The 13,641-nt window shown below is 59.7% G+C and carries 13 protein-coding genes; 3 read left to right on the forward strand and 10 right to left on the reverse strand.

Going from position 1 to position 13,641, the window contains the following annotated elements:
• Positions 1-16: 16 nt before the first annotated feature.
• A complete protein-coding gene (lptE, locus tag EAH74_RS21335) occupies positions 17-622 on the reverse strand; it encodes an LPS assembly lipoprotein LptE (protein WP_140680891.1) in 606 nt (201 codons plus the stop codon).
• Positions 623-710: 88 nt separating this feature from the next.
• Positions 711-3,317: a leucine--tRNA ligase gene (gene leuS, locus EAH74_RS21340; protein WP_140680893.1), complete on the reverse strand. Its 2,607-nt coding sequence runs from the start codon at positions 3,315-3,317 to the stop codon at positions 711-713.
• A 279-nt stretch (positions 3,318-3,596) separates the two neighbouring features.
• On the opposite strand from leuS, the gene EAH74_RS21345 reads away from it, so the two are divergent.
• Both EAH74_RS21345 and EAH74_RS21350 read left to right on the forward strand, forming a co-directional pair.
• Positions 3,597-3,917: a hypothetical protein gene (locus tag EAH74_RS21345; protein WP_123367704.1), complete on the forward strand. Its 321-nt coding sequence runs from the start codon at positions 3,597-3,599 to the stop codon at positions 3,915-3,917.
• A 108-nt stretch (positions 3,918-4,025) separates the two neighbouring features.
• Positions 4,026-4,787 (forward strand): YdcF family protein, encoded by a 762-nt coding sequence (locus EAH74_RS21350; RefSeq protein WP_140680895.1) that lies wholly within the window; start codon positions 4,026-4,028, stop codon positions 4,785-4,787.
• A gap of 124 nt (positions 4,788-4,911) precedes the next feature.
• Here EAH74_RS21350 and lnt read toward each other — a convergent pair whose 3' ends face one another.
• From lnt to miaB, 5 genes are all read right to left on the reverse strand, one after another.
• The gene (gene lnt, locus EAH74_RS21355; RefSeq protein ID WP_140680897.1) at positions 4,912-6,435 is read right to left on the reverse strand and encodes an apolipoprotein N-acyltransferase; all 1,524 of its coding nucleotides are present in this window, start codon (positions 6,433-6,435) and stop codon (positions 4,912-4,914) included.
• Between the two features lie 14 nt (positions 6,436-6,449).
• Positions 6,450-7,289, reverse strand: a complete 840-nt coding sequence (locus tag EAH74_RS21360) for an HlyC/CorC family transporter (protein ID WP_008152854.1) — start codon at positions 7,287-7,289, stop codon at positions 6,450-6,452.
• Between the two features lie 5 nt (positions 7,290-7,294).
• The gene (gene ybeY / locus EAH74_RS21365) at positions 7,295-7,789 is read right to left on the reverse strand and encodes an rRNA maturation RNase YbeY (protein ID WP_123367707.1); all 495 of its coding nucleotides are present in this window, start codon (positions 7,787-7,789) and stop codon (positions 7,295-7,297) included.
• The gene (locus tag EAH74_RS21370; RefSeq protein ID WP_123367708.1) at positions 7,782-8,786 is read right to left on the reverse strand and encodes a PhoH family protein; all 1,005 of its coding nucleotides are present in this window, start codon (positions 8,784-8,786) and stop codon (positions 7,782-7,784) included. The genes ybeY and EAH74_RS21370 overlap by 8 nt, the downstream gene beginning before the upstream one ends.
• Before the next feature lie 201 nt (positions 8,787-8,987).
• Positions 8,988-10,322 carry a tRNA (N6-isopentenyl adenosine(37)-C2)-methylthiotransferase MiaB gene (gene miaB, locus EAH74_RS21380; RefSeq protein ID WP_161990840.1) on the reverse strand — a complete coding sequence of 445 codons (1,335 nt, stop codon included), beginning with the start codon at positions 10,320-10,322 and terminating at the stop codon, positions 8,988-8,990.
• A gap of 134 nt (positions 10,323-10,456) precedes the next feature.
• Between miaB and EAH74_RS21385 the strand changes: the two genes are divergently transcribed.
• A complete protein-coding gene (locus tag EAH74_RS21385) occupies positions 10,457-10,786 on the forward strand; it encodes a DUF1820 family protein (protein WP_007894425.1) in 330 nt (109 codons plus the stop codon).
• A 140-nt stretch (positions 10,787-10,926) separates the two neighbouring features.
• Here the strand turns inward: EAH74_RS21385 and EAH74_RS21390 are convergent, their stop codons facing one another.
• The 3 genes from EAH74_RS21390 to thiE all read right to left on the reverse strand — a co-directional run bounded on the left by EAH74_RS21390 (position 10,927) and on the right by thiE (position 13,628).
• Positions 10,927-11,481: a tetratricopeptide repeat protein gene (locus tag EAH74_RS21390; protein ID WP_046048719.1), complete on the reverse strand. Its 555-nt coding sequence runs from the start codon at positions 11,479-11,481 to the stop codon at positions 10,927-10,929.
• Positions 11,482-11,705: 224 nt separating this feature from the next.
• Positions 11,706-12,989: a glutamate-1-semialdehyde 2,1-aminomutase gene (gene hemL, locus EAH74_RS21395; RefSeq protein ID WP_140680903.1), complete on the reverse strand. Its 1,284-nt coding sequence runs from the start codon at positions 12,987-12,989 to the stop codon at positions 11,706-11,708.
• Between the two features lie 15 nt (positions 12,990-13,004).
• Complete coding sequence (thiE, locus tag EAH74_RS21400) at positions 13,005-13,628, reverse strand: thiamine phosphate synthase (RefSeq protein ID WP_140680905.1); 624 nt, start codon at positions 13,626-13,628, stop codon at positions 13,005-13,007.
• Positions 13,629-13,641 lie beyond the last annotated feature (13 nt).

Genomic DNA, 13,641 nt, shown 5'->3' on the forward strand with positions numbered 1-13,641 from the left:
GAGCGCCCCGTAAGTCTTACTGCTGCGGCAGTTGGATTGGCGACTGACGCGGAGTGTTCGCTTCAGCCTTCTGCGCCGCTTCCAGGGCCTGCGCTTCAGCCTTGGCTCTGGCTTCGGCGGTCTGTTGCAGCTGATCCAGCTGGGCCGGCGTGAGCTGTTGCAGGCGCAGCATCATGCGTTGAACCAGCTCACGACGCGTGTCTTTGCGCGCATCACCGGCTTCCTGGTCGGAACCCACCAGGTTGTTGCCGTCGTGGATGAAGACCTTCTGCACTTCGAGCTTGTCGCTCAGCAGCGACAGGTCGTGCCCACCACGGATATCGTAGTTCAGCACCGTCGTCACCTGATACTCACCAGTGCGACCGGCACCTGCATAGCTGAGGATGCGCTGGCTTTCCTGCTCATCGGTCAGCACCAGTTTGTAGGGAGCGCCGGTGTAAACCTTGACGCCACTGCTTTCGAGTACCTGGCGCAGTTGAGTCACGGTTTCGCCGTAGGCGTTGCGGGCGCTCAGGTCGAGTTCCTTGATTGCCAGTTCGGTGGTGCCGGTGCCACGCAGCTGGAAACCGCAGGCGCTCAGCAGAACAGCGAGGCCTACCACCAGTAAATTGCGTTTGATCATCTTGTTGCTCCCCTTGAAACCATGTGGGCCGATCGTGCGGCCCGAAAGGTTTTACTCGGCGCCAGGCATGACCTGGCGCCTGATCCAATTAGCTGGCGACGATATTGACCAGTTTCCCGGGCACTACGATCACTTTACGAATAGTCAGGCCGTCGACAAAGCGCAGCACGTTCTCGTTGGCCCGTGCGGCTGCTTCGACTTCTTCACGGCTGGCGCTGGCGGGCATTTCGATGTGGCCGCGCAGCTTGCCGTTGACCTGAATCACCAGTTGCAGGCTGTCTTGCACCAGAGCACTTTCGTCCAGCACCGGCCAAGCTGCGTCGATCACCGGGTCAGCGTGACCCAGTTGATTCCACAGCTCGTGGCTGATGTGCGGCGTGATCGGAGCCAGCAGCAGCGTTACGGTTTCCAGACCTTCGTGAACCAGCGCGCGATCCTGTGCGGTGCCTTGCGGGGCTTTTTCCAGCACGTTCATCAGCGTCATCACCTGAGCGATGGCGGTGTTGAATTTGTGGTTCTGGCCGACGTCGTGGCTGGCCTGCTTGATGGCCTGGTGGATCGAACGGCGAATGGCTTTCTGCTCGTCATTCAGGCTGGCGACGTCCAGTTTGCCCGGCAGGCCCTGAGTGACGTGGGCTTGAGCCAGGCGCCAGACGCGCTTGAGGAAGCGGTGCGAACCTTCCACTCCGGAGTCGGACCATTCCGCGCTCATGTCGGGTGGCGAGGCGAACATCATGAACAGGCGGCAGGTGTCTGCACCGAACTGGTCAATCATCGACTGAGGGTCAACGCCGTTGTTCTTCGACTTGGCCATCTTCTCGGTGCCGCCGATTTCCACCGGCAGACCGTCCGCGATCAGCTTGGCGCTGATAACCTTGGCCTTGCTGTCGCGCTCGAGTTCGACGTCCGCCGGGTTGAACCAGGTGTAAGCACCATTGGCTTCGCGACGATAGTAAGTCTCGGCGATCACCATGCCCTGGGTCAGCAGGTTCTTGAACGGCTCGTTGGAGCTCACCAGGCCTTCGTCGCGCATCAGCTTGTGGAAGAAACGCGCGTAGAGCAGGTGAAGAATCGCGTGTTCGATACCGCCGATGTACTGATCAACCGGCAACCAATGGTCGGCCGCCGCTTTTTCCACCAGACCGCCTTCATAGTGCGGGGAGGCGTAACGGGCGTAGTACCACGAGGACTCGACGAAGGTGTCCATGGTGTCGGTTTCACGCTTGGCCGGTGCGCCGCATTTCGGGCAGCTGCACTCGTAGAACTCAGGCATGCGTGCCAGTGGCGAACCAGCGCCGTCCGGTACGACATCTTCCGGCAGCACGACTGGCAACTGATCTTCCGGGACCGGCACATCACCGCAGGTGTTGCAGTGGATGATCGGGATCGGGCAGCCCCAGTAGCGCTGACGGCTGATGCCCCAGTCGCGCAGACGGAACTGAGTGCGCGAGGCACCGAGATTTTTCTTGATCAGCGCGACTTCAATGGCGTCGAAAGCGCCTTCGAAGTCGAGGCCGTCGAATTCTCCGGAGTTGATCAGCGTGCCGTGTTCGCCGTAAGCGTCCTGCCATGGAGCCGGGTTGGTGTCACCGGAACTGGTGCGCACCACGGACTTGATCGGCAGGTTGTACTTGGTGGCGAACTCGAAATCGCGTTCGTCGTGAGCCGGTACAGCCATGACCGCGCCGTCGCCGTAGTGCATCAGCACGTAGTTGGCGACCCATACCGGGAGTTTTTCACCGGTCAGCGGGTGCTCGACGAACAGCGAGGTCGGCAGGCCTTTTTTCTCTTGGGTGGCGACGTCGGCTTCGGCGACGCTGCCGCCCTTGCATTCAGCGATGAACGCTTGCAGCTCGGGGTTGTTCTGCGCGGCCAGTGCGGCCAAATGGTGTTCGGCGGCTACGGCAACGTAGGTCGCGCCCATCAGCGTGTCTGGACGGGTGGTGAAGACTTTCAGCGCGCCAGTTTCGCCGATGGAATCGACGTTGTACGGGAACTGGACTTCCATGCCGCGGGATTTGCCGATCCAGTTGCGCTGCATGGTCTTGACCTGTTCAGGCCAGCCCGGCAGATCGTCGAGGCTCGACAGCAACTCATCCGCGTAAGCGGTGATCTTGAAGTAGTACATCGGAATTTCGCGCTTTTCGATCAGCGCGCCGGAACGCCAGCCGCGACCGTCGATCACCTGTTCGTTGGCCAGAACGGTCTGATCGACCGGGTCCCAGTTCACGGTGCCGCTTTTTTTGTAAATCACGCCTTTTTCGAACAGGCGAGTGAACAGCCATTGTTCCCAGCGGTAGTAATCAGGCTTGCAGGTGGTGACTTCGCGGGACCAGTCCACGGCGAGGCCCAGGCTGCGCAGCTGGGTTTTCATGTAAGCGATGTTTTCGTAGGTCCACTTGGCGGGCGCTACGTTGTTCTTCATCGCGGCGTTTTCCGCCGGCATGCCGAAGGCGTCCCAACCCATGGGTTGCAGGACGTTCTTGCCTTGCATGCGCTGGTAGCGGGAGATCACGTCGCCGATGGTGTAGTTGCGCACGTGCCCCATGTGTAGCTTGCCGCTGGGGTAAGGGAACATCGACAGGCAGTAGAAAGTCTCCTTGCCTGGCTGTTCACTGACTTCAAAGGACTTTTGCTCGTCCCAGAACGACTGGGCGGCGGCTTCGATTTCACGGGGCTGATATTGTTCGTGCATGGCTACTTTTGAACTGAATAGGGGTGGCCTAATCCTCTTCAATGCAACGCTGGACGGTGATCACGCCAAATCGGCGTTTCGGTGCCCAGGCGAGCTGGAAGTGGAGTTACAGGAAGCGCCGTAGCATACATGACCGCACTCTACCGAGGGAAACCCTGATTACTGCTGCGGGTCGCCCAAAAACCGCTGCGAGGGCCGTTGGTCGCAGCACTCAGCCGGTTTGTTCATGGAAGCTAAGCTCTAAATGGGGAGTGAGTCTTATCTTCAATGAGGTGATGGATGGTTGAGTCACGGCGAAAAGTTACAAAACCGGAGCTGTACGAAAGACTGATCGATCGTCTGGGGATGGCCCTGGACGCGGCAAAAACTGCTGACCGGTTACGCGATGAACGTCCACTGGAACTGGAATTGCGTGGCTTGAGCCCCGCAGAGTTTGCACTGGTCAAGGCGTATCTCGATCGCAGTGAACGTGAGACACACGGATGCTTGTCAGAAGCAGTGAAGCAACTCGACGCACCACGTTCGGCCAAGATCATCTGGCTCAAGGACAAGGTTCCCGGCAAGGACGCGGTAAAGGTCCGGTCTTTGCAATTCAAGTAAGGACACTGGAAGTAATGTCTGATGTATTTGTGAAGCATAGTCCTTCCGTATTTGTTGTCGCATTGCGTCAACCCACTTAGGCTTCGGGCATCTTTTTGGAGATGCTCGATGCCTTTTCGATATTTTGTTAAACAACTCCTGTTGCCGCCCGGCATTCTTTTGCTGCTGTTGGTGCTTGCCTGGTGGTTGCGTCGCTCAAGACCGCGTCTTGCCGGGTTGTGCTTTGCGCTGGGCGTGGGCGGCTTCTGGCTGATGAGCTTGCCGGTGGTGGTGCAGTGGGGCGCCAAGGCGCTGGAGCGTGAAGCGCCGCTGGCCCGCGACGATTGGGCAACGCTGAGTCAGCGCGCCGATGCGATCGTGGTGCTCGGTTCGGGGCGTGAGCGGGGTGATCTGGCATGGGGTGCTGACCAGCCAACGGGCGTAGGCCTGGAACGCGAGCGCTATGCGGCGCGCCTGGCCAAGGCCTCCGGTTTGCCGATTCTGACCAGCGGAGGCCTGCATTACGGCACCCCGCCGACCGAAGCGAAGTTGATGGCGGACTCGTTGCTCGATGATTTCGGCATGGCAGTGCGCTGGCAAGAAGGGCGCAGCCGCACGACCTGGGAGAACGCGCAGTTCAGCGCCGAGGTATTGTTGCCGGAAGGGATCAAGCGCGTGGTCGTCGTGACTCAGGCCTGGCACATGCCGCGAGCGGTCTGGAGTTTCAAAAAGGCAGGATTTGAAGTGGTGTCAGCACCGGTGGGGTTTTTAGGCGTGGACAACGCCCGGCCACTGGGCGGCTGGATGCCGGAATTCAAGTCAATCTGGCAGAGCGGGCAGTTGTTGAATGAGGCGGTGGGGCAGATCGGATATTCGATGTTTTACCGCTGAAGATCAAAAAATCGCAGCCTCGTTTCACTCGACAGCTCCTACAGGGGATTGCGTACTCTGTAGGAGCTGTGTAGGAGCTGTCGAGTGAAACGAGGCTGCGATCTTTTTACTGGCGCCGCAATACCTAAACGGTCCTGGCCATCCGGCTAGCCACCAACGCCCAGCCAAACAACAGCACGCAAACAATGATCAGCGGCCACGAACGCCATTGCAGATAAGGCGTCAGGTTGTGCATGGGCACCACTTCACCGTACAAAATGCCACGTTCAAACTGAGGGATCTGTACGGTGATCTGACCGAACGGGTTGATCAAACCGGTCACGCCGTTGTTGGTGGCGCGGATCATCCAGCGACCAGCCTCCAGCGCGCGCATCTGCGCCATCTGTAAATGTTGCAGCGGACCGATGGATGTGCCGAACCAGGTGTCATTACTGATGGTCAGCAGCAGATCGCTACGCGCCGCAAGGCTGGCGGCGAATTCCGGGTAAACCACTTCGTAGCAGATGAACGGCGCAATCTGATAGCCCTTGGCTTGCAGCATCGGCTGATCGGCGGGACCGCGGGCAAAGTCCGACATCGGCAGGTCGAAGAAGGCGATCAGTCCGCGCAGCACGTCCTGCAACGGAACATATTCGCCAAACGGCACCAGCTTCTGTTTGAGGTAAGTGCCATCGCCTTCGCCCGCCACGGTGATGCCGTTGTAGAAACGCTTCTGGTGATGGACTTCCTCGCGAATCGGTACGCCGGTAATCAGTGCGGACTTACGCTCTGCTGCGAAGCTTCCCATCATGTTCAGGTAGCCCTCGGCGGACTCCTTGAGCACCGGGATGGCCGTTTCCGGCCAGATCAGCAAGTCGACCCGTTTCGAGCTGAAACTCATGTCGCGGTACAGCGCCAATTGCGCGTTGAGCTGCGCCGGGTCCCACTTCATGCTCTGTTCGATGTTGCCCTGAATCGCCGCGACACTCAGCGGCGCACCCGCCGGGGTTGTCCAGGCGTGTTCCTTGAGCGCCATGCCGGCCACCCAAGGGCCGACCAGCAGCAACACACCCGCGGCGATGAAACCTTTGCGGCCGGTGCGCACCAGACGCAACGCGTTGTAGATCAGCGCGGCCGTCAGGGCCAGAGTGAAGGAAATCAGCCACATCCCGCCGAGCGGTGCGAGCCCGGCCAACGGGCCGTCGAGCTGGCTGTAGCCGGAGTAAAGCCAGGGAAAACCAGTCAGGAACCAGCCGCGAAAGGCTTCCTGCCCGACCCACAACGCCGCAAACGCCAGGGCGTCGGCCAGCGGCGCTTCGTTACGGCGCAGCCAGCGCGCCCAGATCCAGGCGGGCAGGGCGAAGAACCAGGCAATTGCCGCCGTGAAGATCAGCATCAGGAAACCGGCCAACAGCACCGAAGCGCCGCCGAAGTGGTGAATGCTGTAGTAGATCCAACTGGTGCCAGCGCCAAACAGGCCGAAACCGAAACACCAGCCACGGCCCAGGGCCTGACGGGGGTTCAGCTCGCGTAAGCCGGCATAGAAGAAACCGACCGCCAGCAGTGCCAATGGCCAGATATCGTACGGCGCCAACGCCAGGGTGGTGATTGCACCGGCCACCACGGCCAGCAGGTTACCGGGCCAGCCGGGGCGGGTCAGACGATGCATTTCAATCCTTAGAATTACCGGGCGATAGGTGTCAGGCGCAGCAGATGAATCCGACGGCTGTCAGCGTTCAAAATGCGGAAGCGATAAGGGCCGATTTCAGTGATTTCGTTGCGCTTTGGCAGATGCCCGAACGCGCTCATCACCAGACCGCCGACAGTGTCGAATTCGTCATCGGAGAATTGGCTGTCGAAGAACTCGTTGAAGTTCTCGATCGGCGTCAGGGCCTTGATCAGGAAGTCACCGCTGGGCAGCGGCTTGATGTAGCTGTCTTCTTCGACGTCATGCTCGTCTTCGATGTCGCCGACGATCTGTTCCAGCACGTCTTCGATGGTCACCAGGCCCGCCACACCGCCGTATTCGTCGATGACGATGGCCATGTGGTTGTGGTTGGCGCGAAACTCGCGCAGCAGCACATTCAGACGCTTGGACTCGGGCACGAAGGTGGCCGGGCGCAGCAAGTCCTTGATGTTGAAGCTGTCGCCGTTCTCCTTGAGGATCAACGGCAGCAAGTCCTTGGCCAGCAACACGCCCATCACGTCATCGTGGCTTTCGCCGATCACCGGGTAGCGGGAGTGGGCCGAGTCGACCACGGCAGGCAGGAACTCGCGGGGTGTCTGGGTCGCCTTGATGCTGATCATCTGCGAGCGCGGGACCATGATGTCCCGTACTTGCAGGTCAGCAACCTGGATGGCGCCTTCGACGATGGCCAGCGCTTCGCTGTCCAGCAACTTGTTTTGGTGCGCATCGCGCAGCAGCTCCAGCAGCTCCTGGCGGTTCTTCGGCTCGTGGGCAAAAGCCTGGGTGAGCTTACCCAGCCATGACTTTTGCCCGTTGCTCGATCGATCTTCGCTCATAGCGATTACTCTGAATCCTTTGTTGTAACGATAGGGGATGTTTCGGTTTCGTCGTCCGCGTAAGGGTCGGGATAGCCCAACTCTGCAAGCAACGTTCGTTCCAGTGCTTCCATTTCTTCGGCTTCATCGTCATCTATATGGTCGTAACCAAGCAGATGCAAGCAGCCGTGAATGACCAGATGCGCCCAATGGGCATTAAGAGCTTTGCCTTGTTCGGCGGCTTCGCGCTCGACCACCGCCACGCAGATCACCAGATCGCCCAGCAGCGGGATGTCGAGAAACTCGTCGGGCACATCGGCAGGAAACGACAAGACGTTAGTGGCGTAATCCTTTTGCCGCCAGGTGTGGTTCAGCTCGCGACCTTCCTCTTCATCGACCAAACGGATGGTCATTTCGGAGTCGGCTGTGCGCTGGCGCAGCGCCAGTTCGCACCATTGGCGGAACTCGGCTTCGCTTGGGGCAGGCGCTTTGGTAGCCAGTTGCAGATCAAGCTCAAGCATCGTGGCGTTTGTCCTTTGGCGCTTCGTCGGCGACCCGGTTTTCGAAGCGCTCGTAGGCTTCGACGATACGTTGCACCAGCGGATGGCGCACGACGTCCTTGGGCTTGAAGTGGGTGAAGCTGATCCCTGGCACGTCTTTGAGCACTTCGATCACATGGTGCAGCCCGGACTTGGTGCCTTTCGGCAGGTCGACCTGGGTGATGTCACCAGTGATGACTGCGGTAGAACCGAAGCCGATCCGGGTCAGGAACATCTTCATCTGCTCGACGGTGGTGTTCTGGCTTTCGTCGAGGATGATGAAACTGTTGTTCAAGGTGCGACCGCGCATGTAGGCCAGCGGCGCAACTTCGATCACCTGACGCTCGATCAGCTTGGCGACGTGTTCGAAGCCGAGCATTTCGTAGAGTGCGTCGTAGAGCGGGCGCAGGTACGGGTCGATCTTCTGCGACAAGTCACCGGGCAGGAAGCCGAGCTTTTCGCCCGCTTCAACCGCCGGACGTACCAGCAGGATGCGGCGAATCTGCTCGCGTTCCAGCGCGTCTACCGCGCAGGCAACGGCCAGATAGGTCTTGCCGGTACCGGCCGGGCCGATGCCGAAGTTGATGTCGTTACCGAGGATTTCCTTCACGTAGCGCAACTGATTCAAGCCGCGAGGGCGAATCATGCCTTTTTTGGTGCGTAGGGCGACGGAGGGTTCGGAGGGGGAGACGTTGTCCAGCTCTTCGACGGCCGATTCCTGCAGGAACAGGTGAACCATGTCCGGCGACAGTTCGGTACCCTTGGTTTCCCGGTACAGGCGGCGCAGGAGGTTTTCCGCGGAGGTGGTGTGCTTGGGCTCGCCGATCAGTTCGAACTGGTTTCCGCGGTTGCGGATCTCGATGGTCAGGCGCTGTTCGATCAAGCGCAGATGCTCGTCGAATTGCCCGCACAGATTGGCGAAGCGGCGAGCTTCAAAAGGCTCGAGGATAAAACGATGTGGTTCTATGGGTGCGTTCAAGGTCGTATTTAGCCGCCCTGGGGCAATTAAGATGAAATCAAGGATAACGCCAGTGGCCTGGGTGCGAAAGCTCTTAAATAATCCAGCACCAAACACCGTTCCTTGTGGGAGCGAGCCTGCTCGCGAAGAGGGCATGTCAGTCGACATTAATGCAGCTGACACGCCGCCTTCGCGAGCAGGCTCGCTCCCACAGGGGGATATTTAGTATTGCGTAATGAGCGAGCCCCGCAGCGAGTGCGGTTGTGCGGCGTCGATATGCACATCGGCGAACTGACCAATCAACGTCGGATTGTCGCAGCGGAAATTGACGATGCGGTTATTCTCGGTCCGGCCTTGCAGTTCGCCGGGGTCTTTTTTCGAATAATCGGTCACCAGGATCCGCTGGATCGAACCTACCATTTGTCGGCTGATCTCGAAACCTTGCTGGTTCAGGCGATGTTGTAGGGCGTTCAGGCGTTCTTTTTTCAGCGCTTCCGGCGTTTCGTCGGCCAGATCGGCGGCTGGAGTGCCCGGGCGCTGGCTATAGACGAACGAGTAGGAGAAGTCGAAACCGACGTCTTCGATCAGCTTCATGGTCTGTTCAAAGTCTTTTTCGGTCTCGCCCGGGAAGCCGACGATGAAGTCCGAACTGATGCAGATCCCCGGCACGGCGGCACGCAGCTTGCGCAGTTTGGATTTGTATTCCAGCGCGGTGTGGTTGCGTTTCATCGCCGCCAGGATTCGGTCCGAGCCCGACTGCACCGGCAAGTGCAGGTGTTTGACCAGTTCCGGCACGTCGGCGTGGGCCTGGATCAGGCTGTCGGAGAACTCCAGCGGGTGTGAGGTGGTGTAACGGATGCGGTCGATGCCATCGACGGCGGCCACCACCCGGATCAGCTCGGCCAGGTCAGCCAAACGACCATCATGAGTGGTCCCGCGATAGCCATTGACGTTCTGCCCCAGCAGGGTCACTTCGCGCACGCCGTTTTCGGCCAGGTGCATGATCTCGGCGATCACGTCATCGAAGGGTCGGCTGACTTCTTCACCACGGGTGTAAGGCACCACGCAGAAGGTGCAGTACTTGCTGCAGCCTTCCATGACCGACACGTAGGCGCTTGGGCCATCGATGCGCGGCTCGGGCAAGTGGTCGAATTTTTCGATTTCCGGAAACGAGACGTCGACTTGCGGCAACTTGGTAGCGCGGGCGGCGTCGATCATTTCCGGCAGGCGGTGCAGGGTTTGCGGACCGAAGACCACGTCCACGTAAGGGGCGCGGTCGCGAATGGCAGCGCCTTCCTGGCTGGCCACGCAACCGCCGACGGCGATGACCATGTCCGGGTTGGCCAGTTTCAGTTCGCGCCAGCGGCCCAGTTGGGAGTACACACGGTCCTGGGCGCGTTCGCGGATCGAACAGGTATTGAGCAGGATCACGTCGGCATCTTCAGCGCGAGCGGTGACTTCCAGGGCTTGATGTTCACCCAGCAGATCAACCATGCGCGAGCTGTCGTACTCGTTCATCTGGCAACCGTGGGTTTCGATGTAAAGCTTCTTGGCCATGGACAGAGTCATCACGTGATTCAAAGAACCGCGCATTATAGGGAACATGACCCAAGGTTCCTACCGCTGTGCGTCCGGTGGCTATGCTATAGTTCGCGCCCTCATTTTTATCCCCGATGTGTTGCTCGCCCACCATGACCAAACGTGAAGCTCCAATCTACAAGGTGATTTTCCTCAACCAGGGCCAGGTGTACGAAATGTATGCCAAGCAGATCTATCAAAGTGATCTGTGGGGCTTCCTGGAAGTGGAAGAGTTCGTCTTTGGCGAGCGCACGCAAGTGGTCGTCGATCCGAGCGAAGAGAAGCTCAAGGCTCAGTTCGAAGGCGTTGTGCGCAGCTTTGTGCCGATGCATTCGATCGTGCGGATCGACGAGGTCGAGCGCCTTGGTACGCCGAAAATCAGCGAAGCCCGCGGCGCGGTCGGCAATGTCATGCCGTTTCCGATGCCGATGCCTGAGAAGTAAGCCTCAAGACCGAGTCGCCCCCCTTCGCGAGCAGGCTCGCTCCCACAGTGAATCTCTGGCGTTCACAAATATTGTGTTCACAAAGATCAAATGTGGGAGCGAGCCTGCTCGCGAAGGGGCCAGTAAGATTGACGCAGGATTCAGGGCAGGGGCGAGAACGGCGTACGCCCATCGGCGCTCTGCAATTCCATCAGATATTTACGGAAGATTTGCCCCAACACCTGGGTAGCGACTTCCAGTTCTTCGCGGGGCATTTTCTCGGCGACTTCGTCGGCGGTGTCCAATGCTTCTTCAGCGCCATTGACCGCAGCCATTTTCAGCACGATATACGCCTGAACGTTATTGGCCGGTACGCCTTCGCCGTGGAAGAACATGGTGCCGAGTTTGAACTGCGCCTGGGCGTGGCCTTGCAGCGAGGCCTTTTCGAAGTAGGCCAAGGCTTTTTTGAGGTCGCGCGGCGTATTTTTGCCGTCGTAGTAGAACTCACCCAACTCGTATTGCGCTTGCGCATCCCCTTCATCCGACGCTTTCTGGCAGGCGGCGAGAGCCTGTGCCAGGTCTTGCGGCTGAGTATTGAGGGTGCAACGACCCATCGCTGGGATTAACAACGAGTTGCCGCCTGCTTGTGCGAGCGCGAGCAGGGGCTGAAGGAGCAACAGGCAGCCCAAGGCAAGGGCGCGGCCGGTGCGGTTCATGGGAATCGACTTACCTCTGAAGGGCGCGCGGACCCATCGAGGGATCCAATAAGCGCGCATTATGAAATAAGCAGGGCCAACCTTACAAAGTCTTTACTCGTTTTTCTGCTGCGCGGGGAATATATCGCCCACTTTGCTGGGGATTTTGAGCAGAAGCGTAGGAATAAGGGCTGGAATGCAGGTAAAAGCTGACGCTGGCAACCGCCAACGTCAGCGGCACAGTGTTATTTCAATGCAGCAAATGCGCGCTCGGCGGCATCCAGCGTCAGTTTCAGTTCGGTTTCGCCGTGGGCGATCGAGGTGAAGCCGGCTTCGAAGGCGCTCGGCGCCAGGTACACGCCGCCTTCGAGCATCAGGTGGAAGAAGCGCCCGAACAGGGCGGCGTCGCTGGCCATCACGTCATCGAAGGTCACGATGTCGTCGGCACCGCTGAAGTACAGACCGAACATGCCGCCGGCCTGTGTGGTCACGAACGGAATGCCCGCGGCATCCGCGCGTTGTTGCAGGCCATCGAGCAGGCGACTGGTGTAGTCAGTCAACTCTGCGTGGAAGCCCGGGCGGCTGATCAGGCGCAGGGTCGTCAGGCCGGCCGCCATGGCCAGCGGGTTGCCCGACAATGTGCCTGCCTGATAGACCGGGCCCAATGGCGCGATGCACTCCATGATCTTGCGTTTACCGCCGAAGCAGCCAACCGGCATGCCGCCACCGATGATTTTGCCGAAGGTGGTCAGGTCTGGCGTCACGCCGTAGTGGGCTTGTGCACCGCCAAGGGCGACACGGAAACCGGTCATCACTTCGTCGAAAATCAGCACCACGCCATGCTTGTCGCACAGGGTGCGCAGGCCTTCGAGGAAACCTGGCGCTGGCGGTACGCAGTTCATGTTGCCGGCCACTGGCTCGACGATGATGCACGCCACGTCCTGGCCGACTTCATCGAGCATGGTTGCTACGGAGTCGATGTCGTTGAACGGCAGGGTCAGGGTGTGCTTGGCGAAGGCCGCCGGCACACCGGCCGAGCTCGGCACGCCTTGGGTCAGGGCGCCGGAACCGGCCTTGACCAGCAGGCTGTCGGAGTGACCGTGGTAGCAGCCTTCGAACTTGATGATGCTGTCGCGGCCGGTGAAGCCACGGGCCAGACGGATAGCACTCATGGTTGCTTCGGTGCCGGAGCTGACCATGCGCACCATTTCCATCGACGGCACGATCGAGCAGACCAGATCAGCCATCTGGGTTTCCATCTCGGTCGGCGCGCCGTAGGACAATCCGTGCTCAAGCTGTTTGCGCACGGCGTCCAGCACGTCCGGGTGGCTGTGGCCGAGAATCATCGGCCCCCAGGAACCGACGTAATCCACATAACGCTTGTTGTCTTCGTCGGTGACGTAGGCGCCTTCCGCGTGTTTGAAGAACAACGGCGTGCCGCCCACGCTTTTGAATGCGCGAACAGGCGAGTTCACGCCACCGGGAATGTGTTTCTGGGCATTGGCAAACAGCGTTTCGGAACGAGACATGATCGGGCTCTCAAATCAGATTTTTAGTAATTCGTTGAATGCGCGGGCGCGGCGTGTCACTTCAGCCGTGCTCTCGGCGCCAAACAGACCATGAACCACCGCCAGCAGATCGACCCCGTGGGCCACCAGTGGCGCAGCGTTTTCCAGGGTGATGCCGCCAATCGCGCAGATCGGCAGGTGCAGTTTGCTGCGGGCCTGGTCGAGCAATTCGAGGCTGCAAGTCGGTGCGCCGGGTTTGGTGTTGGAATTGAAGAAACGACCGAAGGCGACGTAACTGGCGCCTTCCTTGGCCGCTTGCTCGGCGAGTTCGAGTTGCGCGTGGCAGGTCGAGCCGATGATCGCCTGGCGGCCGAGCAGTGCCCGAACCGGCATCAGCGGGCCATCGGTCTGGCCCAGGTGCACGCCGACGTTCAGGCGTGCAGCGAGTTCGGCATCGTCGTTGATGATCAGCTGGGTCTTGTAGCGTTCACACAGATCGCGCAAGGCTTCGGCCTCGCGCAGACGGCGGGCCTCGTCGCTGCTCTTGTCGCGGTATTGCAGCAGGGTGACGCCGCCTTCCAGCGCCGCCTCCACGTACGAAAGAAATTTACCTGCCAGCAGCTGGCTATCGGTAATGGCGTACAGGCCACGTAGCTTCATCGGGCAATCCTTT

Source organism: Pseudomonas mandelii (assembly GCF_006438925.1).
GTDB classification, from domain to species: Bacteria; Pseudomonadota; Gammaproteobacteria; order Pseudomonadales; family Pseudomonadaceae; genus Aquipseudomonas; species Aquipseudomonas mandelii_C.